The organism is Rhodospirillales bacterium (assembly GCA_016712595.1).
GTDB lineage: Bacteria > Pseudomonadota > Alphaproteobacteria > Rhodospirillales > Defluviicoccaceae > Defluviicoccus.
On the sequence record JADJQT010000001.1, the window covers coordinates 2,368,318 to 2,394,411 of the forward strand.

Genomic DNA, 26,094 nt, shown 5'->3' on the forward strand with positions numbered 1-26,094 from the left:
TTACGTGTTAATCTCACGCGCGCTTTTTGCGCCGAGATGACCGGGGAGCTTTCGTGAGCGTCAATCCCAATACCTTCCGCGAAGCGCTTGCCCGTTTCGCGTCCGGTGTGTGCGTCGTGACCACGGTCGGCAAGGATGGCCGGCCGGCCGGCGTGACAATCAGTGCCTTTTCGTCCCTGTCCCTGCATCCGCCGCTGGTGCTGTTTTGCATCGGTAAGCAGAGCGCCAACATCGCCGCCTGGCTCGCCGGCCGGCATTTCACCGTTAATGTCCTGAGCGAAACGCAAGCACACCTGTCGGACGCCTTCGCCTCGCGGCGGGAGGACAAGTTCGTCGGCGTCGAGGGGACAATCGGCGCCAACGGCTGCTTTCGTCTCAAGGGGTGTCTTGCCAGCCTCGAATGCACCCGCTCGTCGTTGCATGACGAGGGGGACCACCACATCGTCGTCGGCCGGGTCGAGCACGTCCACCTCGAGCACAACATGCGGCCCTTGCTGCGCTTTCGCGGAGCGTACGAACGGATCGATTCCGCCGCGCTCCCGCCGGTCATTGCCGAGTCGTGAAATACATCATCCTTCGTGCGCCGGCCGGCGACGCCGCGGTGCTGTTTCCACGGGAGTTCATGCATCGCTACGTCGCACAACTCTTCGCGCCCGCGCCGGTGCTCGCCGCTGGTTTCGTTCGCTGGAGTGACGCGGGGCCAGAATGCTACGGGCACAGCGCCGGACTGAAAATCGCCTCGCGGGGAGTAATCGACAGCGCGCTGGTCATGCGCGCCCTCACCTTGGACATGCCCACCGGCTGAACGGCGCGGGTTTCGCGGGCGGTGTCCAGGATTATTCCGGGTGCAATACCAGGCGCGAAGAGGCGCGAGACCGCAGGGAATCCAAAGATTGATCAAGACACACGCCGTCGCCATCGCGCCACATCGGCATCTGGTCACGGTAGTGCGCCGATAGTGGGTTGCCGGACTGGCCGGCGGCGAGGACGAAGCGGCTGCGGCTCAGATCGCCAAGATCATAGACACCGCGAAACCCCGCGCCGTGAACGGCGGCATAGGGATCTTGCCGATCGGAAAAGCGCATCGCCGCGCGATTGATCGTATCGTTGCCGCCATCGTCGGCGATGCTCCGGCTGGCGAAACCGCCGATGAGCGGGACGTGCTGCCAGAACGGGTGATCGAAGCGGGCGCGATGCAGCTCTCCCCACTGCCAGGCACGCACGTCGTCGCCGAGCGTCGCGCGCAGGCCATCGATCGCCCGATCGAGGGCCGCCTGGACGCGCGCGCGGCAATCAAAGCCGCCGGATGCGGCAAGGGCAGCGCACCAGCCGTTCTCGCCCGTCAAGCTCGCCTCGACGAAGCGCGGGCGATCCGCCCAATAGCGCTCGAATTCGGGGCCAAGGGCATCGGCGGTCAGCTCTTGCACCAGTTCGCGCAGCCAGGCGGTGAAGATCAGCGGCTCCGGACGCGAGCGGTCCATCGCGCCGCTCCAGCGGCGCAGCAGATCGAGCATGACGGCGTGGCGCTCCGGATGCGGCAGCGCGCTCAACATACGCGGCAACAGTGCGCGCGCCGACAAGGATACGGCATCGATCTGCATCGCCGCGACGGCATCGAGGCTTTGCGGAGGCGCTTCGGCGAGCAGGTCCTGGATGCGCCGGGCACGAAAGCCGTCGTCCCAGGACCCGTGGATCAGCCAGTAGCCGGCGGACCTCGGGCTAACCTCGATCATCGGGCGGTTGTTGGCGTTGAACAGGACGCCTGCCGTCGGATCAACCGCCTGCGGCTGGGCCTCGAACGGCAGAAATCCGTCCCAGTCATAGTCGCCCGTCCATCCCGGTACCGGCATCCGGCCATCGCCGTTGCGGCGTAACGGAATGCGTCCGGCGGCGATAAAACCGATATGACCGTCGACGTCAGCGTAGAACACGTTCTGTTGCGGCGCTGTCGCCAGCCCGGCGGCGGCGCGGAATTCGTCCCAGTTGCGCGCGTTCCCGACGGCGAGGAGGGCATCGGGCGTGCGGTCGTCCTCGGCGAGCCAAGTCGCGGCGAGCGCCACGGCGAGCGGTGCGCCGGACGAGCCGCCGTCGCTCGCTGGTGTTTCCGCTGGCTCAGGGACGCTGACCCCCAAATCGGACAGCACCGGGCCATGGCGCGAGCGCCGCACGATCAGCCGCTCCGGCTCGCCGCCTGCGACTTTGATCACCTCTTCGCTCACCTGGAAGGCAAGAGGGCCCTGCGGGGCGTCGTAGTGTCCAGGATCGCCGGGACGGGTGCGCTCGACGAACACGTCTTCGACATCGATATCGGAGCTGGTAATCCCCCAGGCGATGCGATCGTTGTGTCCGAGGATGATTGCGGGAAAACCGGGGGCCGTGGCTCCGGTGTGGGTGCCGTCGGGAGTCGTGATCCGGGCGAGAGTCCAGGGTAGCGGCAACTGGAAGGCGAGGTGCGGATCGTTGGCGAGAATGGGCAGCCCGCTCGTGGTGCGCGCGCCGGCAATGACCCAGGCGTTCGAGGCACCCTGGGGCTGGCCGGGCGGGCCGGCCGTGAGGAGGGCGAGGCGACCGAGGACGTTTGGATCGAGGGGCGATGCGGCGCCGAGGGGCGCGCGGGGGTCGAGGGGAGGATCGTCCGGCCAGAGCGCGCGCAGCTGCGTGGCGCTGAGCCTCTGGGCGAGACGGGCACGCAGAAGCTCGTCGCGATAGTTGGCCGACAGGCGCATCGCCATCAGTTTGAGCCAGACGAGCGAATCCGCCGGCGTCCAGGCTTCGGGTTCGACGCCCGACAGCAAGAATTCCGGCGGCAATCGCCAGCGCCGCGCGGTGATCGCGGCATTGACACCGACGGCGTAGGCTGTGAGCTGGTGCTGGGTTCCGGTGGAAAGCAAGGGGAATTGCTGTTTCGCCAGGCGGTAGAGGCCGAGCGTGCGCATAAATCGGTCCGACGGCAGCGCCGAGGCACCGAAAACTTCGGCGAGGCGGCCGGCGCCGAGGCGGCGCGTCATCTCCATTTGCCACAGGCGGTCTTCTGCGTGCGCCCAGCCGAGCGCGGTGGCAGCATCCTCCCCGCTTCCCGCGAAGATATGCGGCACCCCCCAGGCGTCGCGCAGGATCTCCACCGGCGCGGTGAGCCCGGCGATCTTCCGGGCGCCGGTCGTCGGCCACGCCGAGGCGAACAGCCATGCGATCCCTGCGGCAACGACTACGGCGAACATCGCGGCCAGCCGGATCGCCCATGTTGACCACCGAGGCATGGGCGATGTTCTGCGGCGCCGATGATGCGAAGATCAAGCGGAAATTCCCGCGTCGAGCGCGACGCGCCTGTGCGGGCGAATGGACCGTCGCCAGCAGTTGGCGCGAACAGACAGGTACGAGCAGACTGGCGCAGTGCGGCCGGGCGCGCCATTATCTTCTCAGCCGCGTTCGCGGTGCCCACGTCGCCGGCCCGATCGCCGGACCGCTTGCCTTGCCAATCGTAACGGAGCCCGCAAAACCGCCATGCCCATGGTCGAAAAAAGTTTTTCCAGCCTGGGAGCGCACGGCTTCCACAAGATTGTCTATAGCGAATGGACGGACGGCGCCGCCGGCACGAGCATCGTCTGTGTCCATGGCCTGACCCGCAATGGTCACGATTTCGATCATCTGGCGGCGGCGCTACAGGCAGACGCCCGCATCATCTGTCCCGATCTTCCTGGCCGTGGACGCAGCCACTGGTTGTCCGAGCACTCAGAGTACCGGCCGCCGACCTATGCCGCCGATCTCGCGGCGCTGATCGCCCGTCTCGATGTCGAGCAGGTGGACTGGGTCGGCACCTCGCTCGGCGGCCTGCTCGGCATGATGCTGGCCGCGCAGCCGAACAGCCCGATCCGCCGACTCGTCGTCAATGATATCGGCCCCTTCATCGCCCGGGGCGCGCTGCAGCGTATTTCCGCCTATGTCGGCAAGGACCCTGAATTCGCCGATCTTGCCGCCCTCGAAGCCTACCTGCGAACGATCAATGCGCCGTTCGGTGCGCTGAGCGACGCGCAGTGGCGCCATCTCGCCGAGCACAGCGCCCGAATCGATCCGGCCACAGGCGGCCTGCGGCTGAATTACGATCCGGGGATCGCCGCACCGTTCAAGGAGGGGTTCGATTCGGATGTCGATCTGTGGGGCCTTTGGGAGACAATTTCTTGTCCGGTGCTGATTTTGCGCGGCGCGGAGTCCGATATTCTGCTTCACGAAACGGCGCAGGAGATGCTTACCCGCGGACCGAGCGCCGAGCTGATCGAGATTCCCGGGGTCGGCCACGCGCCGATGCTGATGGACGAGGCGCAGATCGCCGCCGTTCGCGCGTGGCTGTTGAGCTGAGGACGATGACGCCGCCGCCCCTGGCGTTCAGCCGACGTTAACTATCGCCAGTGTAGAACCGGCCCACACGGTTTTTCTGAGCGAGTGGTCGCATGGGCAACATGATGACGGCGGAACTGGCGGTCGCGGATGACGACGTGGGAGGGGAAGCGCAGACCTTCGCCACCTTCAACGTCGCGGGTCAGACATTTGGCGTTCCGGTGTTCCGCGTACAGGACATTCTGATGCCGGAGCGGATCGCGCCGGTGCCGCTGGCGCCGGCCTCGATCAAGGGCGCAATCAACCTACGCGGTCGGATCGTGACGGTCGTCGACGTGCGAACCCGGCTCGGGCTGGTCGAGCGGGACGACGGCAAGCCCAGCATGGGCGTGACCGTCGACTTTCGCGGCGAGCTCTATACGCTGCTCGTTGATCAGATCGGCGACATCATCGAGCTGCCGCAGTATCGCCGTGAAGACAAGCCCTCGACGCTCGATTGCGCCTGGCGCGACGTGACCGACGGGGTCTATCGCCTCGAAGACGGCCTGATGGTCGTCCTCGACGTCGATCGTCTGCTCGATATCGGCTAACGCCGGGCTGCTTGATGGCGGCTCGCGCCGGACTGTTTGATGTCGGCTGGCGCCGACGGGGCCGTCCGCGCGCGGGGATCAGCCGCGGCGGAGCAATCGTGCCGCCTCAATGGCGGTATAGGTGAGGATACCGGCCGCGCCTGCACGCTTGAACGCGATCAGGGTTTCGAGCAGCGTGGCATCGCCGTCGATCCAGCCATGGGCCGCGGCGGCCTTGAGCATCGCATACTCACCACTGACCTGATAGGCGAATGTCGGCATGCCGAATGTCTGAGCGACGGCGCGCAGGATATCGAGGTAGGGCAGCCCGGGCTTGACGATCAGCATGTCGGCGCCCTCGTCGATGTCGAGCGCGACTTCGCGTAGCGCCTCGACGGCGTTCGCCGGGTCCATCTGGTAGCTTTTCTTATCCCCCTTGAGCTGTGAGGCCGAGCCGACCGCGTCGCGAAACGGCCCGTAGAACGCCGAGGCGTACTTCGCCGCGTAGGACATAATCTGCACGTCGATGAAGCCGGCAGCGTCGAGGACGTCGCGCATCGCTGCGACGCGGCCGTCCATCATATCCGACGGAGCCAGCACGTCGCAGCCGGCCGCAGCCTGCACCAGCGTCTGGCGGCACAACACCTCGACCGTCTCGTCGTTCAGCACGCGCCCGTCCTTGATCAGCCCGTCGTGGCCGAAGCTGCTGAACGGATCGAGGGCAACATCGCAGATCACGCCGATCGCCGGCAGTGCCTGCTTGATGGCCCGCACGGCGCGGCAGACGAGATTGTCGGGGTTCAGCGCCTCGCGCGCATCGGGGGTCTTCAGCGCCGGATCGACCGAGGGAAAGACGGCGACGGCCGGAATGCCGAGCTCCGCCGCCTCGCCGACGGCCTCGATCAGAAGGTCGCACGACAGACGATCGACGCCGGGCATCGAGGCGATCGGCTCGCGCCGCCCTACGCCGTCGACGGCGAACACCGGCCAGATTAGATCCGCCGGGCTGAGGCGGTGTTCGGCGACAAGGCTCCGTGACCAAGCGGTTTTGCGATTTCGCCGCAGCCGGGTACGAGGAAATGCGCCGAGCGGCGGGCGCGCCGGTGGTGGTGGCAAGTTCCCGTGCATCAGGCGGCGTCCAGGGCCTGGCGAAGATCATCCAGAATATCGTCGCTATGCTCGATGCCAATGGAAAGCCGGATGTAGCCTTCGGAGACGCCAGTGGCGAGGCGGTCTTCCGCCGAGAGCTGCGAGTGCGTCGTCGAGGCTGGATGAATGGCCAGCGTCCGCGCATCGCCGATGTTGGCGACATGGTAGACGAGCTTCAACGCGTCGATGAACCGGCGCCCGGCATCGCGCCCGCCGCGCAACTCGAAGCCGACTAGCGCGCCGTAGCCGCCGGTGAGGTAGGCATCGGCCCGCCGGCGCTTCTCGCCACTCTGCAGCGCCGGGAAGATCACCGTTTCGACCTTTCTGTGCTCGGCGAGAAAGTTGGCGACGGCGATGGCGTTGGCGCAGTGCGCGCGCATGCGCAGGGGCAGGGTCTCGATGCCCTGAATGAACTGAAAGGCGTTGAACGGGCTCATCGCGGCGCCGATATCGCGCAAAAGGACGACGCGCATCCGCAGGATATAGGCGATCGGCCCCAGCGGCTTGGCCGCTTCCACCCATACGGCGCCGTGGTAGCTGGGGTCGGGCTGGTTGAGCGTCGGAAACCGCTCGGCGTGGGCCTGCCAGTCGAAGTTACCGCCGTCGATGACGACGCCGCCGATCGACGTGCCGTGCCCGCCGATAAACTTCGTCGTCGAATACATCACCACGGCGGCGCCGTGCTCGAACGGCCGGCAGATCACCGGCGCCGCGGTATTGTCGACGATCAGTGGCACGCCGATCGCCCGGCCGAGGTCGGCGACCTCGCGGATGGGGAAGACCTGCAGCTTGGGATTGGGCAGCGTTTCCGCATACCAGCAGCGTGTGCGTGCGTCGCTCGCGCGCACGAACGCCTCGGGATCGCTTGGATCGACGAAGCGCGCTTCGACGCCGAGGGATGCGAGCGTGTTCACAAACAGGTTCCACGTGCCGCCGTAAAGGTCAGTGGAGCTGACGAAATTGTCGCCGGCCTGGCACAGGTTGAGGATGCAGAGGGTCGAGGCCGCCTGCCCGGAGGCACAAGCCAGCGCCGCAGCGCCACCCTCAAGCGCTGTCAGCCGCGTCTCCAGCACATCGCAGGTCGGATTCATGATCCGGGTATAGATGTTGCCGAGTTCGCGCAGAGCGAAAAGGTTCTCGGCGTGCTGGGTGTCGTGGAACTGGTACGACGTGGTCTGGTAGATCGGCACGGCGACGGCGCCGGTCGCAGGATCGCTGCGATATCCGCCGTGCACGGCGATTGTCTCCGGATGCATCCTCTTCGGGCTCACGAAGGTTGTCCTCTATGTTTATCGCTTCGTTTATCGCCTGCGCTTGGCACGGCTCCAGCCGAACGCGGAGCAGATATACACCTATAACCATACACGGCCGCCCGCCAAAATCGCCAGCATTTGCTTGGCTCTCCCGTAGGCAAGGCCGGCTGATCACCATTTCAGCTCGTTGACGATGTATCTGCCGTGATCATGTCGGGTCGGTGGTGACGGCGACAATGAGGAGGGCGGAATCGCCGCGGTCGTCGGCGTCAGAGACGGTGAAGAAAAGCATCGCCAAGATTTCCTCGCTGTGGACGACGAATAGCAGCACCCGGCCACGGGCTGTGACCACCTTCGGGGTCTCGGCGCCAATCAGATGGCGCATCAGGATCGGTCCCGCTCATCCAGTCTTCGTCGCGCGGCGTCTTGCCCTTGCAGACGCGATCGAGGCGAACAAGATCGCAGGTGCTCGGCGTCTGCTCGCTCGTCTGCATACGCAGAAGCTCCCTAAGCGGCAGCAGGTCAGTTCCTGACTCTTTGTGGTCGACACGAAGTTTCACCTCGTGGCTAATCTGCGAGATGGTTGACGGGCGTACGGCAACGATCGGGCGCCGTCTCGTCGCGCGCTGCGGAAGCGTAACGATGAGTCCCTGCAAAGCCGGAAGCGTCGAGAACACCGCATGGCAGGGATTGCCGGGGGGAGGCAGGCATGGCTGCTTACCTTGTCGAGGAGCCCTCGGTCATCATTCGGAATGGAGAAAAATAATGGGGAATTTAGACGGAGACGTTAAGGAGTGGCTAGAGGCAGAGCTGGAAGACGCCTTGGACGAAGATTACGAATTGGAACTATCTGAGCCGGCTTTGTCCATGGAGCTACGCCGGATATACAAACAAAAACATCCGCCGAGCATAGACCGCGCGACCTATTTTAGGGCGATTTTGACCTTGCAGGCGGAACTGATCAAACTCCAGGACTGGGTCGAGGCGAAGGGCGAAAAAATCCTGGTGATTTTCGAAGGCCGGGACGCCGCCGGCAAGGGCGGTGTCATCAAGCGGATCACGCAGAGACTCAATCCCCGTATTTGCCGGGTGGTGGCGTTGCAAAAGCCGAGCGACCGCGAACGCACCCAATGGTATTTCCAGCGTTATGTGCCGCATTTGCCGGCGGGTGGCGAGATCGTCTTGTTCGATCGGTCCTGGTACAATCGCTCAGGCGTCGAGCGGGTGATGGGATTCGCCTCCGAGGAGCAAGTCGACCAATTCTTCCAGGACACGCCGGAGTTCGAGCGCATGCTTGTGCGGTCCGGCGTCCGCCTCATCAAGTACTGGTTTTCGATAACCGACGAGGAACAGCAGTTACGTTTCTTGATGCGCATCCACGATCCGCTCAAGCAATGGAAGCTGAGCCCGATGGACCTTCAGTCGCGCGTTCGCTGGGAAGCCTATACCAAGGCCAAGGAAGAAACCTTCGCCCGCACCAACATTCCCGAGGCTCCGTGGTTCATCGTCGAAGCCACCGACAAGAAACGCGCGCGCCTGAACTGCATTCACCATCTGCTCGACCAGATCCCGTATGCGGAGGTCCAGCATGAGCCGATCAGTTTACCGGACCGGGTTTTCAACCCCGAGTACGAGCGAAAAGTTCTGCCGCAGGAGTTGTACGTTCCGCAGCGATATTGATCCCGTACATAAGTACGAGCCTCGAGAGCGCTTATCGCACTCTCCTCGGTCGAAGTATTGCGACAACCGCTTGAATCCGCCCACTATCTGTCGATCAAATACACCGCACGACTTGTCAAGACGGGCGTTGAGCCTTGGATCGGCAGTGTCGGCGCAGCTACGACATGCATCCGTTTAGATTAAATCTGACAGGTTGGGATGGTGGGGGTGTCGTCTCCGAGCGTAGACAATGGGGTATCGGGGCGAGGAGTCGACACGATGACCGGAGCCGAAAAGATTATCTGCAACAAGATCGGATGCTGGAGCTGGCGAAGCAGCTCGGCAGCGTCAGCCACGCCTGCCGGATCGTGGGTTTTTCCCGCGACAGCTTTTACCGGTTCAGAGATCTATACGAGAAGGATGGTGAGGCGGCGCTGATCGAGATGTCGCGTAGGGTGCCGAACCCGAAGAATCGGATGGCCAAGACGATCGAACGGCGCATCCTCGATCTGGCTGGGGAGCAGGCGGCCTGGGGACACATACGGATGGCCAACGAGCTGGCGAAAGAGGGCCTCCGCGTCCCCCTCACCGGCGTCCGCAGTGTATCTGGGTTCGCCACCACCTTACCACCATGGCGAAGCGGCTGAAAGCCTTGGAGGCCAGGGTGGCGCGGGGCGGCCGATCCTGACCGAGAGCCAACTCGCCGCTCTGGAGAAGGCGAAGACCGACAAGGAGGCGCACAGTGAGTTCGACAGCGCCTGTTCCGGTTACTGCGGTGCCCAGGACACCTTCTCCGTCGGCACGCTGAAGGGGGGCGGCTGCATCTATCGCAGAGCTTCGTCGACGCTATTCGAAGGTGGCGATCGCCGAGCTACAGGCCGACCCGGACAAATGGCTCCGTCAATACAACGAGGTTCGCACCGCCAGGGCGATGGCGTTACGGCAAGATATTGATACAAACCTTCCTTGACTCCCTGCCGATCGGCAGAGAGAAGTTGATCGGTCAGCACAGCCATCGCCGTGCCTCGCCGCCGCGGCGCTGGAGAATGACTAGGTTGGGGTGTAGTCTTGGCATCCGCTAAGGACGATACCAACGTCGCCGCATCCGAACCACGCGACAGGGGGCTTGCGCCAATGAAGAAGGGCATTCACCAGGGTCTTGGCTGTGCCGCTTTTGCGTTCGTCGCTGCCGTCATGGGCGCGGCGCTGACGAGCCGCCCGGCTCTGGCGCTCGACTGCGACAATCCGCAGACCAGCGCCGACGTCTCCGCCTGCCTTGAGCAGGAGCTGCGCGACAGCGATCAGACGATCAATGCAACCTATCAGGAATTGCGCGGGAAACTTGACGATGCAACGAAGCTGAAGTTGCGCGACGACCAGCGGGCGTGGCTGAAGCAGCGCGATCGGGCTTGCGCGCTCGACAGCAAGGAGAGTGACCGCGAACGCTGGATGCGCACCATCCTCGCCGATCCCAAGAAGACCGTGTGCGTGGTCCGCTTCACCCGCGCCCGCGTCGCCCAGCTCGAGGACATGCTGGCGTCGGCCTCGGTCGACGAGGAAGGAGAGGGGGAGGATGATCTCGCCGATAACGCCCGCTACGAGATCATCTCGCCGAATACGCATTCGACCGGCAAGTGGTACTTCGAAGTGCGCATGGACCGGGGCGCGATCGCCAAGCAGGCCGAGACGGCCCTGTGGATCGGTGTTGCCAGCGAGTCTGGCGGCGGTTTGGGCAACCTGATCAACATCCGCAAGACCTCCGCCAGGGCCTCGCCGCTGGTCTACGGCGTCGCCGTCGACCTCGCCCAAGGCAAGGTCTACAGCCGCCAGAACGGCACCTGGGCTGACGCGCCGGGTAGCTCCGGCGGCCTCGACATCAAGCTTGGCCGTCCCTACAGCGCCGAGGTTACCTCGAGCGCCGAGATGGGCGCGATGCTCGACGGTGAACTGATCGTCGCCAACTTCGGTGATGCGCCCTTCGCCTACTCGCTGCCCGACGGCTACCGGCCGTTCTCGCAGAAGTAAGACTTGCACCGGCGCGCGGTGGCCCGCATGTCATCGCGCGTACTCAAGAGCACACCATAGACGGACGTTCGCCCGCCGGTCCACATCGCCACGTTAACGCCAAAGGTCGATCGCGATGCGCTCACAAGCCTTGATCCTTGCCGTGTCCCTCGCTCTCGCTGCCTCGCTCACCATCGCGCTCATCGCACCGGCCGAGGCTCAGACCGCGGCCCGCAAGTTCGGCCGCGGCATAGCCGGCATCACTTGCGGCTTCATGGAACTGCCGGGCAACGTTGTCAAGGAGACGAACGAACAAGGCGCCATCGGCGTGCCGATCGGTCTCGCCAAGGGTCTCGGCATGATCGTCGCCCGCGAGCTCATCGGCGTCTACGAACTCGTCTCCGCGCCGTTTCCAGCCCCGTCCGGCTACCGCCCCATCCTTCACCCCGAATACCCGTGGGATTACTTCGAGTAACGCGGCTTTAGGGCGCGGACACTGGCGCGGCGCAAGTGCCCCACTTATGGTCGAACGGCTTGCGCGGACGCGCACACTGCTGATTGTCGGGGCGATGGGCTAAGCTCTCAACGGCGACGCGATCGGGCAGGGCCGCCCGGCCATCGCCCGGCTCAAGGCCATGCTGCGCAAGGCAGCGGGGCGAACCGTCTCAGGACTCTGGAACCTCATCGGCAAACTCGTCGACATCTTCCAGCCCAACGAATGCGCCAGCTACTTCTCCTCGTCCGGCTAAGATCCAAACTGAACGGAATCCGCTCGAAGACCCGCCCTGCAACTTAACCCGGGCTGCGGGCTGGTGTGTCGGTCACCGAGCGGGCGCGGGAAGCCGGCTGCCAAGAGCGACCCGATCGAAGCCCCTGCGTCATGAGTGAAGCGCCTTGGCGTTGGCCGCGTTTACAAACAAAACGCAGCAAAATCGTTGAACAAAGCTGCTTTCTGGCTGATTCTAGTGACGTTCGCGATAGTCGGGTGGTGGCGATGTCAGATTTGGTTCGATCGACGCTGGCTGGGATCAGGACGGTCGATGACATGGTGCGAGCGTTCAGCGACGAGCGCTGCCGCCGCCTGATGGAAAGCATGATCTGGCCGACCGGGCGGGTCTGTCCGGCGTGTGGATACCGACGTTCGATCGCGCTCGCCGGGCGGGATATGGGGAATTGGCGGGCGAGACCCGGTCTCTACCAGTGCTCGAACGGCAGTTGCCGGTTCCAGTTCACGGTGACGACACGAACGCCGCTGCACTCTACCAAGCTGCCGCTCGCCACTTGGTTGAAGGCGCTGTGGCTGACCCTGCAATCCGATAAGGGGCTGTCGTCGGTGCGCCTGGCCGAGGCCCTCGGCGTGAGCCAACCCACGGCTTGGCGCATGGGGCACGCCCTGCGGCTGATGATGGCGCGCGAGACCCAGCTGGAGGGAACGGTCGAGATCGACGAATTTTATCTTGGCGGCCGTCCGCGCAAACAGCGGGACACACCGCCGGTCGGCCGTGGCCGGAAAGGCCAGAAGCGGACGACCAAGGCGTGCGTCCTCGCGGTGGTCGAACGACCGCGTGACGCGGAGATCGGGACGGTCGCGGGTGGCGCACGGGCCTCGGTGGTGGTCGACCTCTCTGCCGTCGAGACCGAACGAGTCCTCGAGAAGGAGATCGACGTGGCCGCGACCCATCTGATGAGCGATGCGTGGAGCACCTTTGCCGCCGTCGGCCAGAGCTTCGCAGCGCACGATACGGTTCAGCATGCCAAGCGCGAATATGCGCGCGGCACGGTCCACGCCAATTCCGTCGAGGGGTTCAATTCCCGCGTCCGCCGTACCGTCGCCGGCGTGTTCCATCATATCAGTCCGGAGCACGCCGACCTCTACTTCCACGAGATGGGCTTCCGGTGGTCACAGCGCGTCGTCGCGGGCCAGACCACCCGCCGGTCACCCCGTGGACGGGAGCACGTTCGAACCCTCTGGGACCGCATCCCGCCTGCTATGCAACTCGTTGCGGTCCTCAGAACCGCCGTCGGCCGCCAACTCCGCCGAACCCGCAACGGCAGCATCTCGATCAAATCGCCAATCGCTGCGTTTTGCTTATAAACGCGGCGTTGGCCAGTGGCGACCGGCGCGGCAACCGATCTGTACCCATCCGGCGAGGGCCGCGGCTGGAGTGGGTTGCCGGACCGGCGCAGTTGTGAGCGGCTATGCGGCGGTGCTGATTGGCTCTGGTGCCTGCCAGTTCCAGGGCAGCAGCTCGTGGATGCGGCTGGTGGGGTGGCCGGGAAGGCGGGCGAGGACGGAGGCCAACCAGGCGCGGGGATCGATGCCGTTCAGCTTCGCCGTCTCGATCAGGGGTGTACATCGCCGCCGCCGCGCGACGACCGCCCTCGTCCGAGCCGGCGAAGGTCCAGTTGCGTCTGCCGACGGCGATGCCACGCAACGCGCGTTCCGCGGCGTTGTTCGAGAGGCAAACCCTGCCGTCGTCGAGGAAGCAGGTGAAGGCGGTCCAGCGCTTCAGCAGGTAGTCGATGGCTTTTGCCGTCTTCGACTTCGCCGACAGCCTCGCGTTCTGGTCGCGGAGCCAGGCTTCGAGGTCGAGGATCAGCGGGCGGGATCGCTGGTTGCGGACGGCCAGACGCTGCTCGGCCGAGGCGCCGTTGATCTCGCGCTCGATCGCGAACAGCGCGTCGATCCGCTTGACCGCCTCGATGGCGATCGGCCCCTGCTGCAGCTCCGCCAGCTCAAAGAAGCCGCGGCGGCCATGTGCCCAACAGCCGGCCTCGGTGATCGGGCCAGGCCGGCGATCGGTCTTGTACAGCCGGCCGAAGCCGGAGAAGGCGTCCGCCTGCATGATGCCGATCCAGCCCGCGAGGAAGCGTTCGGCGTGCACGCCGCTGCGGTCGGGCGAATAAAAGAAGACGGCGGCCGGCGGGCCTGTTCCGTCCAGGTGGGGACCGCCGAACGGCCGGTCGTCGCGGACGACGGTCCACAGCCGACCTTCCTTCGTCTTGCCCTTCGCCAGCACCGGCACCGGCGTTTCGTCGGCGTGGATGCGGGCGGCGGCGCGGACGTGCGCCTCGATCGCCGCGGTCAGCGGCAGCAGGGACACGTCGCCGGCGCGGGATACACGACGCGGGTGCGCGGCAAGTGTTCCGGCAACCGCCGGCGCGCCGGCTTGCGTGGCGTCGCGGCGCTGCGCGCCGGGGTCGGGCTCCGTTCCGCCGCCCGCAGCTCGGCCGCGGCATCGGCCTGGGCGACGGTCTCCTGCAGCTCGGTCAGCGCCAGCTCCAGCTGCTCCAGCCGGGCGCTGCGCTCGGACGACGTGCCGAACCGTTGCCGGCGCAGCCGGGCGATCTCCAGCTTGAGGCGCTCGATTTCCAGGTCGAGAACCCGCTTCGTCTGCTTCGCGATCGCCGCTTCGGCCTCGGCAGCACACCGGGCCGCGCGCTCGGCGATGATCATCGCGTGCGCTTCGGCGAGGTCGGCGGGCAGCGGCTCGGGCGTCGTCATCACGACCCGAACTGAATCAGATTCTCACGCCTTTGTAAGCTGTTATCTCATCCGGCGGCGATCGGACGCCAGGTTCGCCGCGGCATCCTCCAGTCTATGCCCTCGAGCAGATACGCGAGCTGCGCCGGCGTGATCGTCACCGTTCCATCGGCCGCCGACGGCCACAGAAACCGACCGCGTTCGAGACGTTTGGCGAACAGGCACAGGCCCTGGCCGTCGTGCCAAAGGATCTTCAAAGGTCACCGCGTCTTCCACGGAAGACGAACAAATGACCACAGTGCGGGTCCTGCTTCAGCCTTTCCTGCACCTGCAGCGCCAGCCCATCGAAGCCGCGCCGCATGTCGGTGTGTCCGGTCGCCAGCCACACCCGGGCGCCGGTCGGAACGGCAATCATCGCCGATCCAAAACGTCCAGAACCCGCCGCAGCGCCTCGGCGTCGAAATCGCCAACCACGCGGACACAGCGACCCGCGCCGAGTTCGATCTCGATCACCCCCGACCGGCCTTGCCCAGGCTTCGCGGGCGGCATCATCGCCGGCACACCCGCAGCCCTGCCCGCAGGCCCCGCCGCGACGGCCTCCGTCGCCGCCACCTCGTTCGCGACCGCGTCTTCCGCGACCTCGACGGCGACGAACGATGGCAATTCCGAAGCACCGGGGATGTCGATCACGACCAGCGCCGCCAGACGCCGCCATTTGAACACCTGTGCCGGCAGCAGCCCATGCCGCCGCGCCACCGCCGAGATCACCACTCCCGGCGCCGACGCCTCCGCCAGAACCGCAAGCTTCTGCCCGAGCGAGAACCGACGCCGCCGCTCGACCCGTCCCAGTACCTCACCCTGACGATAAGACATCGATCTTGCGCTGCCGCTAGCTCCAAATCCGAGCCAAATGCCGCACAAAATCCCGCCTCACCACAAGGCGGCCATCACCGGATGCGTACCATTTGGCTCGGATTTGGAGCTAAGCAGCGATTCGTAGGTTTGCACACGTTTTGGATTGGCGTTCGTTGTTGAGGTCAGTGACGGCAGCATGGATGGCGCGGTCGAGATGGTCGAGGTCTCGGAAGGTCTGATGGGCGAGGAAATGCCGCTTCAGGTCACGCCAAGCATGTTCGATGTCGTTCAACTCGGGGGCGTACCTCGGCAGCCATTCGACGCACAGCCATGGCCGCGCGGCGAGGGCGGCACGCGACGCCTTGCTGGTATGAATGGGACCGTTGTCGATGACGAGCACGACCGGCTTCGTCGGTCGGCCGGGGCGCGGGCCATGGAGCTCGTCGAGCCGCGTCAGCAGAGCGATGAAATCGCTGCTTCGCTTGCTCCGGCTGGTCTCGACGACCAGCGTGCCGGCCGCGAAGTCGAGCGCGCCGATCATCGCCACCTTGCGCGCTTGGCCGGGCGCTGCGACGCGCAGGTCGGCGCCGCGCCCGGCCTACACATGCGCGAGATAAGGATGGGTGAGCGCCTCGGACTCGTCTTCGAACAGCAGCACGATGTCGCCGGCCTGGGCCTGCTGCTTCAGCAGACGAAGCCGCAGGCCGGAGCGATCGACCGGCCTGGGCGTCCTGCCGCCCCTTCAGCGTGTGCCGGGGTCGCCGCCAGCCCCCTTTTTGCGCATCACCACGCTCAGCCGCGACTTGGAAATCCGCTCGCCGGTGCGCCGCTCGATCTCGTTCTGCAACCGCGGCAGCGTCCAGTTCCGCCGATCGGCAACCTCGTCCGTCAGCACTGCCGAGACCACCGCCAGCGCCGCCCGCGCCTTCACCGGCTCCGGCCCCGGTGCCTTGCGGGCGCGCAGGCCCGCCACCCCTCGCGACCGAACGTCCAGCGCCAATGGCGCACGCTGTTCGGCTCGACCGAAAACGCTTCGGCAATCCGAGCGCTCGACCAACCCTGCAGCGACAACAAAATCGACCGCGCCCGATCCGCTTCCGCCCGATCCGGCGAACCGGCCAGCGCACGCAACTCCTCGCACTGCTCCGCCGTCGCCACCACCCGAGGACGACCCGCCATGACAACACCAAAATCCAGTGATCCCTCCACCAGAGCCTGCCATATGTGGATCGCCCAAGGGAATCCTGCTTAGGGCGGTTGTCCCGCAGGTCCATTTTCGCCTTGGTGGGCCCCGCGCTCTTTTCGGTCGGTCATCTCGATCACGGAACCGGAAACGAAATTTCTGTCCGTGTCGCCTGCGCGGTGCTGATCGGCATGGCGAGCTGGTATCTCGGCAAGTGCGAATAATGTTCCTTCCGCTTTGGCCGAGCCATCGATCTTTCCTGCGCAAGGCCCTGCCGTTCACCGGAGTTCGTGTCGTCCGCTGAAGGCTCACGGAAATGCGCGTGTGCGCGAAAACGGCTTTTCAGGCGCTGACGCGCGTCTCCTCCGCGATTTCGTGCGCCGGCTGCGGTTGGGCGAGGAGGTAGCCCTGGGCCTCGTCGCAGGCGTGGGCGCGAAGAAAGTTGAGCTGGAGGTCCGTCTCGACGCCTTCGGCGGTGACCGCTTTGTCGAGGCCGCGGCCGAGGGCGATAATCGCCGTGACAATGGCGTCGGCGTCGGCCTCGGCACCGATATCGCGCACGAACGACGCGTCGATCTTGATGCGGGTGAACGGAAAGCGCTTCAGATACCCGAGGCTGGAATAGCCAGTGCCGAAATCGTCGATGGCAAGGCCGACGCCCAACTCAGCGACCTCGTACAGCGCCCTGGTGATGGCCGATTTGGAAGGATCGAGAAAGACACTTTCAGTAACCTCGAGTTCGAGCGCCGGGCCGGCAAGGCCGCTTTCACCGAGTACGCGCTCGATCAGGGAGGCGAAATCCGGCTGACGAAGCTGGACGGCGGAAAGATTGACCGCGACCCGCAACCGTCGCCCATCCGCTCTCCAGACCTGAGCCTGATGGCAGGCTTGGCGCAAAATCCACTCGCCGAGCGGAACGATCAGCCCGGACATCTCGGCAACCGGAATGAAGTTCGCGGGCGGGACGAAGCCGCCGCGGGGATGGGGCCAGCGGATCAGTGCCTCGACTCCTTGCATGCGCCCGTCGTTGAGGCCAAAGGTCGGCTGATAGTGCAGCGTAAGGCTGCCGTGCTCGATCGCTTGGCGCAGACCGTTCTCGATGCTGCGGCTGGCCTTGAGCTCGACGTCCATATCGGGGGAATAGTGCCGGTACTGGCCACGCCCGTCGCGCTTGGCGCGGTAAAGGGCCATGTCTGCGTTGCGCAGTAGACCGTCCGGTTCCGCGCCGTCGTGGGGGAATATGGTAATTCCGACACTGATGCCGGCGTGCAAACGGTTGCCATCGACGAAAAACGGCTCGGCCAGCGCGTCGATGAGTTTGTGCGCCATGATCGAGGCGCCCTTCTGGTCGACGAGATCGGGCTGGATCAGAACGAACTCGTCCCCGCCGACACGGGCGAGCGTATCACTGGCGCGAAGGCGGCTGCACAGGCGGGCGGCGACCCCCTTCAACAGTTGGTCACCGATCGTATGGCCGAGGGCGTCATTGACGTTTTTGAAGTGATCGAGGTCGATCATCATCACCGCGACGCCCTGCCGATGCCGTCGCGCGCCGGCCAGAGCCTGCCCCAGGCGGTCGTGCAGCATCGAGCGATTCGGTAGCCCGGTGAGGATGTCATGGTGTGCGAGGCGGTGGACGTTCTCCAGCGCCGCGACCTGTTCGGTGACATCCTCGATCAATGACAAGATGGTGATCTTGCCGCTTTCCTTGAGGTGGAGTACCGAGTTGTACCACTGGCAATGCAGGACCCGCCGCTGCTTGGTATAGCAGCGAAGGCTGAGGGTGTTGCGCGGGCATCGTCCCTCGGTCAGATCGCGTCGCGCATCCGCCGCGCGCTCGGCGTCCCCTTCGAAGAAAAGGCCGAACGCCTCCGCTGAGCGCTCGGAGACTTCAGCGCTGGTCCAGCCGAAGATCGCCTGCGATCGTCCGGACCAGCGGTGCACGCGTGGCGCATCGTCGGAGGAGCTTTCCTGCTCCCATTCGATCACACCGAGCGGCGTATTGTTGACGTGCTGGCCGAGCAAGGCAAAGGTCCGTCTTAGCTTTGCTTCTGTGCGCTCCCGTTCAACGATCTGCTGTCTGAGCTGCTGATTAACCTCGGCAAGCTCACTAACGCGTGACTGTAACTCGCCCGACATCTGGTTGAATGCGTCGGCGACAACACCGATTTCATCTTGGGAGAACACTCTTGCCCGTGTTCCATAGTCTCCCTTCGCGAAAGAATTTGCCGCGCGGATGATTTCTGTCAGTCCTTTTTGAATGTTCCGGCTTACGGATATCGTCAGAATCAGACCTGTCGTCTCAACGGTAATAGCGATAGAAAAAAGAAGTTTTAAAACGAACCCCTCGAGCCATCGCGAACCTTCGCCAAGAGTATAGGAGAAATCATCTTCAAGTGCCGTTAGTTCCTGGTTAATGATGTAAACTGATTTTAATAGATCGTCTATTTTTTTTTGCGACGGTGATTCTGACTCAATTTCATTATGCAACTCATCAGAAATTTTAAACAACTTTGTAACAATAGGTTCTGCATTTCCCCATATAGTCATTGCCTTTCTGATATAATAAACATTATTAAAATTTATGAACAAGTCAATCATCCCATTAATATCATCAGGATGATTACGTCCTTCTAAAAAACCCTGTCGCGCTGCTTCGATATCTGGTTTTGTCTGTCGTAGAGCTTGTCGTGTTTTTTCATCTCCGATTGGTACTTTCATAAATTTAACGAATAGATCGTAATCTAGATCTGTATGTGAAACACCGTACCTATACAAATGAAAAACAGCATCCTTTTGCGCTTTTGACCATAGACTCTCCGCCCCTACATAAGCTCTCAAGGAAGAAAGTGTATTTAAAGAGAAATACAATGCAAATAACTCAAGGCAAATTAACATTGCCATTGCACCTATAGTAAAATATAATTTTTTCGATATCGAAATATCGTTGAGCCACTTAATCAAATATGGACTGTACATAGGCTTGAAACCTATAAGCGCACGCTATGCGTGTGCGATAAGACAGGAACAATCCAATAATATTTGTTTTTTTATTGCGGTGCTTCCGTCGCCGGGTCCTCAAAAAAGTTCGGATTTCCCGTATAAACTTGGTCTGGCGGGTCGTCCCATACTGTTCAGCCTCCAACGCGCTGGGTGACAAGGAGCGGAATGCCGAAGATAACGAGATTATTCCCTGGTTGGGGGGTGTGTCATGTGGGACTTACGCCTGCGAAACTCTGCGATGAGCTTTGCGCTTTTAAAATCGTCGCAGACGGAGGCGATGCCGTGGTGCTCCGTGAAACGGCGTAGAATATGGGCGTCATCAGTTGATCTGGATCCACAATCGTGAACCCTGAGGCGAAGGGCTCCCGGCGGCTTTCCTGAGGGACACGATCCTTGGGTCGGGATGGTGGTGGTGCGATGATCGCGAAGATCGGTCGCGCCTGCTTCGTTCAAGAACAACCGTTCAAGGGGATTTGCGCAAGTTTCCTGCGGCTCGCCTACGCCTCGCTGCGAGTGGCGCAGGCTGCGCCGTCCAGCTGGCGGTCAATATGCGAGCGAAGCCGCGGAGCCGTCAGCGGGGGTCGTGAGCGTTTGTGGACCAAACGAGGAACGCAAGCGTAGCGGTTACGCGTTCAAAAGACGTTTGGTGATCTTGACGTTGTAAAGCTCCTTGAGCAGGGCGCTGATCATCCGAAGATCGGCGGGATCGCCCTCGATGAAAAGGCCCTCCAATTCGCTTTCGCCAGACGCGGCTTCGACCGGTTTCAGCGCCCATTCAAGGGCGCGCTTGACGGCCGTTACCGACACAGGCTTGACCAGAAAGCCGTCGACCTTGAGGCCCTTCGCCGTTTCGACGGCGTACTTGGTAGCGTCCGAGGTCAGCATGACGACCGGCGTTGCGGCAACATCGGCAAGCGACGACTTGCGGATTTTGGCAAGGTACGCGAACCCGCCCCCAGCCGGCATGTGGATATCGCACAACACGATATCCGGACGAGTGCGCAAGGTCTCGCTCAGCCCGATGTCCGAGGAGTCCGCTTCGTAAACGTTTGCCTGCGGGATGCCGATCTGGACCAGTATCTGGCGGATCGTGGTGCGAATGAATTGCTCATCATCGATCAGCAACACCTTCATCCGTTTCAGATCAAGGGGGATCATGCGACGTCTCTTTCAGCAAGGAAGGGTCTGAGCGAAGTACAGAGTTCGGCAAACGTCACCGCGACCAGATCAACCAGCACCGTGACCGTCTCGGACTGATCCGCAACACTCGCGGCCTCGATGTCGGAGGCGAGACGCCCGAGACGCTTCGCTCCCGCGGTCGTGGCGGCACCCTTGAGAGAATGGGCGGCGTTTCGCACCTGGGTCATGTCCGTGATCACCGCCCCGTCCAGAGCAGCGACCTGTCCTGAGGCATGATCAAGAAAACCCGCCATCGCGGCCTTGAGCTTGACGAGATCCCACTGGTAGATCGGTCCCAACTGCTCGAAGTCGAACACATCCGGATCGATCTCGGGCAGATCGGGCCGAAGGGTGGATTCCCTTCGTCGCTGGGTGTCCCGCGCCGTTCCGGCGGTATCCGTGACCGCACGGCGTCCGTGCGCCCATTTCGCCAGGATTGAGACCAGTTCATTTGGATCGACGGGTTTGGCCAAGTGATCATCCATGCCCGCGGTCCGGCACTTTTCGCGATCCGCTTGCATGACATTCGCGGTCATGGCCACGATGGGAAGGCTGGCGTTCCCCAGCTTACGGATCTCGATTGTGGCGGCGACGCCGTCCATGACCGGCATCTGCATGTCCATGAGGATCAGGTCGTAAGCGCGATGTTTGACCTTTTCGACGGCGATCGCGCCGTTCTCGGCGATATCGACGATTACCCCCAAGTCTTCGATAATTTCTTTGGCGACCTGCTGGTTAAATTCGTTGTCCTCGACCAACAGAACGCAAAGGCCCTTGAGTGCTTCCGGCACAGGTTCGGACGGCGCACTGTGGTAGGCATCGTTTTCGCCCCCTAACCGCCGATCATTCCCCAGGACCCGCATGGCAGCGTCGAACATCGCCGAGGAACTGACCGGCTTGACCAGAACCTCGTCAAAACCCGCCGCCTCGGCACCTTCGAGGATTTCCTCGCGACCGTAGGCCGTGACCATGACCAGTCGCGGGGAAGGGGCCAGGCGCAGCGCCTGGATCTTCTCGCCTGTCTCGAACCCATTGATCCCCGGCATTTGCCAGTCGACAAAGACGATATCAAACGGATCCGCCGCAGAAGCCCGCACCGCTTCGAGCGCCGCCTCACCCGAGGCAACCGCCTCGACACGGAAGGACATGGTGGAAAGGATATGTGCCAGGACCTCGCGCGCCTTTTCATTGTCATCGACGACGAGCATGTGGCGGCCGCGCAAGTCGGACCTCGGCATGGGGGCGCAAAGGGGCTCGCCTTTTCCCAGCCGCGCGGTGAACCAGAATGTCGAGCCTTCGCCGGGGATGCTGTCGACACCGGCTTCGCCGCCCATTAATTCAGCCAGCCGCTTCGAGATGACAAGACCGAGGCCGGTCCCGCCGTACTCGCGCGTCGTTGACGTATCTGCCTGCTGGAAGCTCTTGAACAGTCGGGATTTTTGCTCCTCGGTCAGGCCAATGCCGGTGTCACGAACCTCGAAGCGAAGCAGAACGGCGCCGCCGCAATCCTCGTCCATACGGACAGTAATGGCAATTTCGCCCTTCTCAGTAAACTTCACGGCGTTGCTGGCGAAATTTATAAGAATTTGCCCAAGCCGTAGCGGATCTCCAATCAAGTGATTTGGAACATCGTCGAAAATATCAAAAATAAATTCTAGCCCTTTTGCCGTAGCCTTATCTGATACAAGGCTAGAAACATTCTCTAATACTTTGTCTATATAAATATCTGTGCATTCAAGTGAAAGTTTTCCCGCTTCGTTCTTAGAGAAGTCTAAAATATCATTTATGATTCCAAGCAGGTGACGGCCTGCTTGCTGGATTTTTTGCACGTAATCCGCCTGCCGTGCGTTCAGGCCACTCTTCAGGGCCAGATGTGCCATGCCAATGATAGCGTTCATCGGCGTGCGGATTTCATGACTCATGTTCGCCATGAAATCCGCTTTGGCGCGCGACGCCGCTTCGGCCAACTCCTTGGCGTCCAGCGACGCCTGTTCGGCGCGCTTGAACAAGGTGATATCGTGGAACGAGATCACCGTTCCGATCACCTGTCCGTTCTTACAAAACGGCGTGGTCGAATACTCGACCGGAAAGCTGGAGCCGTCCTTGCGCCACAGCACTTCATCGGACACCCGTCGCGGCTCACCGTCGAGGGCGGTGCGGTGGATGGCACACTCCTCAAGGGGGAAGGCACTTCCGTCTGGGCGCGCGTAGTGAATGAGCGCGTGCATCATCTGGCCGACGAGTTCGCCCGGCTCATAGCCGAGCAGGCGCGCACCGGCCGGATTGACGTAGGTGAGCTTGCCGCCAATCCGGACCTTGAGGATGCCCTCGTTGACTGACGACAGGATCTGACGAAATCGGTCCTCCGCGTCGCGCCGAGCGATCGCCGCATGGCTCCAGGCCAGGCAAACGATGCCGATCACCAGAAGACCGCCGAGGGCGACCGGCAGATGCTTTGGCTGCCAAAGGCTCATGACCGAGACGTGGGGGGTCGAGCTCAGAATGATCCACTTGACGTCATCCGCGTGAACGGACGAAACGCGCCCGTTGGCGGACAGAGCATCGGCGGGGAACAGGGTCTGAAACGTGTAATGCGCGCCGGTGAAATCGAACTCTCCGTGTGGTGCCGACAGAATGTTCGGCCATACCGCGGCGGCAGTCCTGGCCATGGTCGTCTCACGACCGAACATGAATCCCCAAAGCTGATCGGTTGGTGCTCCGGCGAGCCAGTAACCCTCATTATTCAGCAATTGAATGGGCTCACTACCGGTCGAATGATTCCGATTGATATCTGCAATCAGCTCATCGGCGGAAATATTAACGATGATTATCCCGGCAGCGCCTTCTTCCACGTGACCGACCGGCATGGCTAGCCTCAGCATCGGCTTCCATGGCACCTCGATTTTTCCATTCTCGACATTGAGATCGATCGGCGAGACGTAAATTCCACCTTCGGACAGGCCAATAGAATTTTTGAAATAATACCGCTCCGCCTTGTTTTGCAATCGAGCACCGTCGACGATGATCACCTCGTCACCCCGACGATCGACGCGGACGATTTCGTTGCCCAGCCGATCGATGTAACGAAGCTGGGCGATGAGCGGCTTTTCCGAAACGGTAATCACGAAATCCCGGATTAACCCGTTACGGGCCGCCGCGCTTCCAGAGGCCAACAGACGCAGATCTTCGCTCTGGGAAATGATTTTCAGATCAGCGGCATAGAGTCGCAGAGTTTGGCCAAACAGATCATGGGCGCGCCGCGTTGTCTCCTGAGCTGCAGCGCGCCGATGGCGGTTATCCAGGATAGCGTCAAAATATAATGAAGATTGCCAGATAATAATAAATGATGCAGAAACAGTTATGAATATCTGTAGAAATAATTTTACCTGCCTTATATCGATGCGATTTGAGGTATTTTGCGATGAAATGGGCATTTCATTGCTCAACAAACTATAGTGTGGCGCGAACGTCGTGCAGATGCATCACGGCTATCGCAATTTAACCGAGGCCATATTTTTGCTCGAGTGAAGGCAGTAGCCCAGGTGCAACCATCGTCGATGCTGCGCTGACACCCCCAAAGGGCGCGCGATCTCCCACCGTCGCAAGACAGCGACTTCGACAGATACTGGCGCGCAAGGCGGAGCATAGAACGCCACATGAACATTCCCCGGTCGCGAACATGCGGCTAAGGTTAAGCGGCGCTGATTAACAAACGATTATTTCCGCGCGGAATGGCGACCGTCGGCGGTGTCAGAACGAGATGCCGACGCAGACACTCCCGTATGGGAGGTGAAACGGTGCGAGGGCAGGGGGCTGGCGTCTTGTGCGGCGGTGCTATTCTGCAGCCGCTGTTCGGCAACCTGCCGGACAGCGGCTTCTATCGACGTCTGAGCGCGGCGTCAGTGGTGTGACTGGTGCTGATCGAGATTGTCCTGCCGGACCGTGCGTGCCCAGCGATCATGACCGGCCTGCTGGCGGTCAGTGTGCATTTCGTTCCGGTCGGCGCCCAGTTCGTGTTGCTGAGCGGCAGTATCACGCATGTCCTGATGGATCGCCGCCTGATCGCCTTGCATCGCCTTCCGTTCGGCGTTGGCTCCGGCCTTATTGCCGGTCGCGAGATCGTGCTGGTAGGTCCGGTCGTCATGCATCCATTGCTGGTCGCTCTGGCGAATTTGTTGCCGATCTTCGCGAATATTGCTGCGGTCTTTTGCAAGGTCGCGCTCATCGCTGCTGATCGACTGCCGATCGCTTTTCAGGCTGTGATTGAGGTCCTCGATTTGCGCGTGATCGCCCTTCGACGTCCATCCCGGCGCGCCAGCAGCAGGCGACGGCATGGTTGTTGCTGATGGAAGGGGCGATGCGGGCGGAGAGGGAGACGTTGTCTGGGCAATTGCCGCCCCGGCGGACAGAAGCCCAAGGCTGACAATACTCACCGCCAGTTTATAGCGTACCATCTTGATGACTGTCATCGCAACTCACTCCGTCTTCGATCGCGACGTTTCGTGATCGAAATCGAAGCAAAAGCTAGTCGTCGCGAAGGGCGGTTCCAAATTAAGGATTGTTAAGCACACTCTATCGTTTTCGGTTGGTTTTTTTAATTGTGTCAATAATATGATGTAAACGTACTTTGATGTCGAGGAAATATACCTTTCCTATTGGGACGATCGGCATATGAAAACAAACACTCCCCACTTCGTTTGCCAAATTTGCGGAATATCGAAGCGTGCAGTCGAGATGATCCCGGCCGAGCTGGTTCGAGAAACCATCGCCGCACAGATACGACTTACCCATCCGAATTGGTCGGTAAATGGTTATATCTGCCGTTCGGATCTAAACCAGTTCCGGGCATCCTATATTCAATCGCTTATCGAGCGTGAAAAAGGTGAACTCTCGATCATAGAACGTGATGTGCTCAACAGCCTTAACCAACGTGAATTGCTCGCTACGAATGTTGATGAAGATTTTCAGAAAAACCGGACCGTGGGGGATATGTGGTCCGACAGGATTGCCTCGTTTGGAGGAAGTTGGCGATTCATTTTCTTGTTTTTTGGCTTCATGCTATTGTGGATGATAATCAATAGTGCCGCTCTCATCACGCATGCATTCGATCCCTATCCTTACATTTTCCTCAACCTGGTTCTTTCGTGCGTAGCTGCGGTGCAGGCGCCGATCATCATGATGAGCCAGAATCGTCAGGAGGCGAGGGATCGCATGCGCTCAGAAAATGATTATAAAGTAAACCTCAAGGCAGAACTTGAAATTCGTCAACTACACGAGAAGATTGACCACCTACTGTCAAATCAATGGGAACGGCTTGTTGAGATTCAGCAAATTCAGATCGAACTCATGGATGAAATGGTAAAGCGTCGACCGTAAAGGTTGGCAAATCACCATGAGAATTTTTTGCAGCGTAGATGTCGTTTT

The 26,094-nt window shown here is 62.0% G+C and carries 21 protein-coding genes and 4 pseudogenes; 12 read left to right on the top strand and 13 right to left on the bottom strand.

Annotated features, from left to right (window positions below):
- Nucleotides 1-53: 53 nt before the first annotated feature.
- Nucleotides 54-563, top strand: coding sequence for a flavin reductase family protein (locus IPK66_10655; protein MBK8175697.1), 510 nt, complete (start codon nt 54-56; stop codon nt 561-563).
- Nucleotides 560-805: a hypothetical protein gene (locus tag IPK66_10660; protein MBK8175698.1), complete on the top strand. Its 246-nt coding sequence runs from the start codon at nt 560-562 to the stop codon at nt 803-805. The genes IPK66_10655 and IPK66_10660 overlap by 4 nt, the downstream gene beginning before the upstream one ends.
- 31 nt (nt 806-836) lie before the next feature.
- Here IPK66_10660 and IPK66_10665 read toward each other — a convergent pair whose 3' ends face one another.
- Nucleotides 837-3,257, bottom strand: coding sequence for a penicillin acylase family protein (locus IPK66_10665; GenBank protein MBK8175699.1), 2,421 nt, complete (start codon nt 3,255-3,257; stop codon nt 837-839).
- A gap of 244 nt (nt 3,258-3,501) precedes the next feature.
- Between IPK66_10665 and IPK66_10670 the strand changes: the two genes are divergently transcribed.
- Together IPK66_10670 and IPK66_10675 are read left to right on the top strand one after the other, a co-directional pair.
- Nucleotides 3,502-4,353, top strand: a complete 852-nt coding sequence (locus tag IPK66_10670; GenBank protein ID MBK8175700.1) for an alpha/beta hydrolase — start codon at nt 3,502-3,504, stop codon at nt 4,351-4,353.
- Between the two features lie 104 nt (nt 4,354-4,457).
- Nucleotides 4,458-4,922, top strand: coding sequence for a chemotaxis protein CheW (locus tag IPK66_10675; protein ID MBK8175701.1), 465 nt, complete (start codon nt 4,458-4,460; stop codon nt 4,920-4,922).
- 78 nt (nt 4,923-5,000) lie between these two features.
- On the opposite strand, the gene hemB is transcribed toward IPK66_10675, so the two are convergent.
- The 3 genes from hemB to IPK66_10690 form a co-directional block, all read right to left on the bottom strand.
- Entirely contained in the window at nt 5,001-6,029 is a 1,029-nt protein-coding gene (gene hemB / locus IPK66_10680) for a porphobilinogen synthase (protein MBK8175702.1), read from the bottom strand.
- Complete coding sequence (locus IPK66_10685; protein MBK8175703.1) at nt 6,029-7,306, bottom strand: PLP-dependent transferase; 1,278 nt, start codon at nt 7,304-7,306, stop codon at nt 6,029-6,031. The genes hemB and IPK66_10685 overlap by 1 nt, the downstream gene beginning before the upstream one ends.
- Nucleotides 7,307-7,511: 205 nt before the next feature.
- Nucleotides 7,512-7,688, bottom strand: coding sequence for a hypothetical protein (locus tag IPK66_10690; GenBank protein ID MBK8175704.1), 177 nt, complete (start codon nt 7,686-7,688; stop codon nt 7,512-7,514).
- 380 nt (nt 7,689-8,068) lie between these two features.
- On the opposite strand from IPK66_10690, the gene ppk2 reads away from it, so the two are divergent.
- The 6 genes and pseudogenes from ppk2 (at nt 8,069) to IPK66_10720 (ending at nt 13,061) form a co-directional block, all read left to right on the top strand.
- On the top strand, nt 8,069-8,983 hold the full coding sequence (ppk2, locus tag IPK66_10695) for a polyphosphate kinase 2 (protein MBK8175705.1): 915 nt from the start codon (nt 8,069-8,071) through the stop codon (nt 8,981-8,983).
- Nucleotides 8,984-9,241: 258 nt separating this feature from the next.
- A pseudogene (locus IPK66_10700) lies at nt 9,242-9,963 on the top strand (helix-turn-helix domain-containing protein).
- A gap of 67 nt (nt 9,964-10,030) precedes the next feature.
- On the top strand, nt 10,031-10,987 hold the full coding sequence (locus IPK66_10705) for a DUF1311 domain-containing protein (protein MBK8175706.1): 957 nt from the start codon (nt 10,031-10,033) through the stop codon (nt 10,985-10,987).
- Nucleotides 10,988-11,102: 115 nt separating this feature from the next.
- Nucleotides 11,103-11,441: an exosortase system-associated protein, TIGR04073 family gene (locus IPK66_10710; protein MBK8175707.1), complete on the top strand. Its 339-nt coding sequence runs from the start codon at nt 11,103-11,105 to the stop codon at nt 11,439-11,441.
- A 139-nt stretch (nt 11,442-11,580) separates the two neighbouring features.
- A pseudogene (locus tag IPK66_10715) lies at nt 11,581-11,715 on the top strand (IS630 family transposase).
- 245 nt (nt 11,716-11,960) lie between these two features.
- Nucleotides 11,961-13,061, top strand: a complete 1,101-nt coding sequence (locus IPK66_10720) for an IS1595 family transposase (protein MBK8175708.1) — start codon at nt 11,961-11,963, stop codon at nt 13,059-13,061.
- 102 nt (nt 13,062-13,163) lie between these two features.
- On the opposite strand, the pseudogene IPK66_10725 reads toward IPK66_10720, so the two are convergent.
- The 9 genes and pseudogenes from IPK66_10725 to IPK66_10765 form a co-directional block, all read right to left on the bottom strand.
- Nucleotides 13,164-14,474: pseudogene (locus tag IPK66_10725) on the bottom strand (IS66 family transposase).
- 44 nt (nt 14,475-14,518) lie between these two features.
- Nucleotides 14,519-14,865, bottom strand: a pseudogene (gene tnpB, locus IPK66_10730) (IS66 family insertion sequence element accessory protein TnpB).
- The gene (locus tag IPK66_10735; GenBank protein MBK8175709.1) at nt 14,862-15,323 is read right to left on the bottom strand and encodes a transposase; all 462 of its coding nucleotides are present in this window, start codon (nt 15,321-15,323) and stop codon (nt 14,862-14,864) included. The pseudogene tnpB and the gene IPK66_10735 overlap by 4 nt, the downstream one beginning before the upstream one ends.
- Before the next feature lie 109 nt (nt 15,324-15,432).
- Entirely contained in the window at nt 15,433-15,885 is a 453-nt protein-coding gene (locus IPK66_10740; GenBank protein ID MBK8175710.1) for a transposase, read from the bottom strand.
- Nucleotides 15,886-16,047: 162 nt separating this feature from the next.
- Nucleotides 16,048-16,236, bottom strand: coding sequence for a hypothetical protein (locus tag IPK66_10745; GenBank protein ID MBK8175711.1), 189 nt, complete (start codon nt 16,234-16,236; stop codon nt 16,048-16,050).
- Nucleotides 16,233-16,484 carry a helix-turn-helix domain-containing protein gene (locus tag IPK66_10750; protein MBK8175712.1) on the bottom strand — a complete coding sequence of 84 codons (252 nt, stop codon included), beginning with the start codon at nt 16,482-16,484 and terminating at the stop codon, nt 16,233-16,235. The genes IPK66_10745 and IPK66_10750 overlap by 4 nt, the downstream gene beginning before the upstream one ends.
- 346 nt (nt 16,485-16,830) lie before the next feature.
- Nucleotides 16,831-19,467, bottom strand: coding sequence for an EAL domain-containing protein (locus tag IPK66_10755; protein ID MBK8175713.1), 2,637 nt, complete (start codon nt 19,465-19,467; stop codon nt 16,831-16,833).
- Nucleotides 19,468-20,115: 648 nt separating this feature from the next.
- Nucleotides 20,116-20,649, bottom strand: a complete 534-nt coding sequence (locus tag IPK66_10760; GenBank protein MBK8175714.1) for a response regulator — start codon at nt 20,647-20,649, stop codon at nt 20,116-20,118.
- The gene (locus tag IPK66_10765) at nt 20,646-24,104 is read right to left on the bottom strand and encodes a response regulator (GenBank protein ID MBK8175715.1); all 3,459 of its coding nucleotides are present in this window, start codon (nt 24,102-24,104) and stop codon (nt 20,646-20,648) included. Before IPK66_10765 ends, IPK66_10760 begins: the two co-directional genes overlap by 4 nt.
- Nucleotides 24,105-24,629: 525 nt before the next feature.
- Here IPK66_10765 and IPK66_10770 point away from each other — a divergent pair.
- Nucleotides 24,630-25,016, top strand: coding sequence for a hypothetical protein (locus tag IPK66_10770; protein MBK8175716.1), 387 nt, complete (start codon nt 24,630-24,632; stop codon nt 25,014-25,016).
- A gap of 325 nt (nt 25,017-25,341) precedes the next feature.
- On the top strand, nt 25,342-26,046 hold the full coding sequence (locus tag IPK66_10775; GenBank protein MBK8175717.1) for a DUF1003 domain-containing protein: 705 nt from the start codon (nt 25,342-25,344) through the stop codon (nt 26,044-26,046).
- Nucleotides 26,047-26,094: the final 48 nt, after the last annotated feature.

Excerpts from the sequence above, each read along its gene's own strand:
- IPK66_10665 (MBK8175699.1), bottom strand. The coding sequence starts at position 3,257 with ATGCCTCGGTGGTCAACATGGGCGATCCGGCTGGCCGCGATGTTCGCC.
- IPK66_10670 (MBK8175700.1), top strand. The coding sequence starts at position 3,502 with ATGCCCATGGTCGAAAAAAGTTTTTCCAGCCTGGGAGCGCACGGCTTC.
- IPK66_10675 (MBK8175701.1), top strand. The coding sequence starts at position 4,458 with ATGACGGCGGAACTGGCGGTCGCGGATGACGACGTGGGAGGGGAAGCG.
- hemB (MBK8175702.1), bottom strand. The coding sequence starts at position 6,029 with ATGCACGGGAACTTGCCACCACCACCGGCGCGCCCGCCGCTCGGCGCA.
- IPK66_10685 (MBK8175703.1), bottom strand. The coding sequence starts at position 7,306 with ATGCATCCGGAGACAATCGCCGTGCACGGCGGATATCGCAGCGATCCT.
- IPK66_10690 (MBK8175704.1), bottom strand. The coding sequence starts at position 7,688 with ATGCGCCATCTGATTGGCGCCGAGACCCCGAAGGTGGTCACAGCCCGT.
- ppk2 (MBK8175705.1), top strand. The coding sequence starts at position 8,069 with ATGGGGAATTTAGACGGAGACGTTAAGGAGTGGCTAGAGGCAGAGCTG.
- IPK66_10710 (MBK8175707.1), top strand. The coding sequence starts at position 11,103 with ATGCGCTCACAAGCCTTGATCCTTGCCGTGTCCCTCGCTCTCGCTGCC.
- IPK66_10720 (MBK8175708.1), top strand. The coding sequence starts at position 11,961 with ATGTCAGATTTGGTTCGATCGACGCTGGCTGGGATCAGGACGGTCGAT.
- IPK66_10735 (MBK8175709.1), bottom strand. The coding sequence starts at position 15,323 with ATGTCTTATCGTCAGGGTGAGGTACTGGGACGGGTCGAGCGGCGGCGT.
- IPK66_10750 (MBK8175712.1), bottom strand. The coding sequence starts at position 16,484 with ATGGCGGGTCGTCCTCGGGTGGTGGCGACGGCGGAGCAGTGCGAGGAG.
- IPK66_10755 (MBK8175713.1), bottom strand. The coding sequence starts at position 19,467 with ATGTACAGTCCATATTTGATTAAGTGGCTCAACGATATTTCGATATCG.
- IPK66_10760 (MBK8175714.1), bottom strand. The coding sequence starts at position 20,649 with ATGATCCCCCTTGATCTGAAACGGATGAAGGTGTTGCTGATCGATGAT.
- IPK66_10765 (MBK8175715.1), bottom strand. The coding sequence starts at position 24,104 with ATGCCCATTTCATCGCAAAATACCTCAAATCGCATCGATATAAGGCAG.
- IPK66_10770 (MBK8175716.1), top strand. The coding sequence starts at position 24,630 with ATGACCGGCCTGCTGGCGGTCAGTGTGCATTTCGTTCCGGTCGGCGCC.
- IPK66_10775 (MBK8175717.1), top strand. The coding sequence starts at position 25,342 with ATGAAAACAAACACTCCCCACTTCGTTTGCCAAATTTGCGGAATATCG.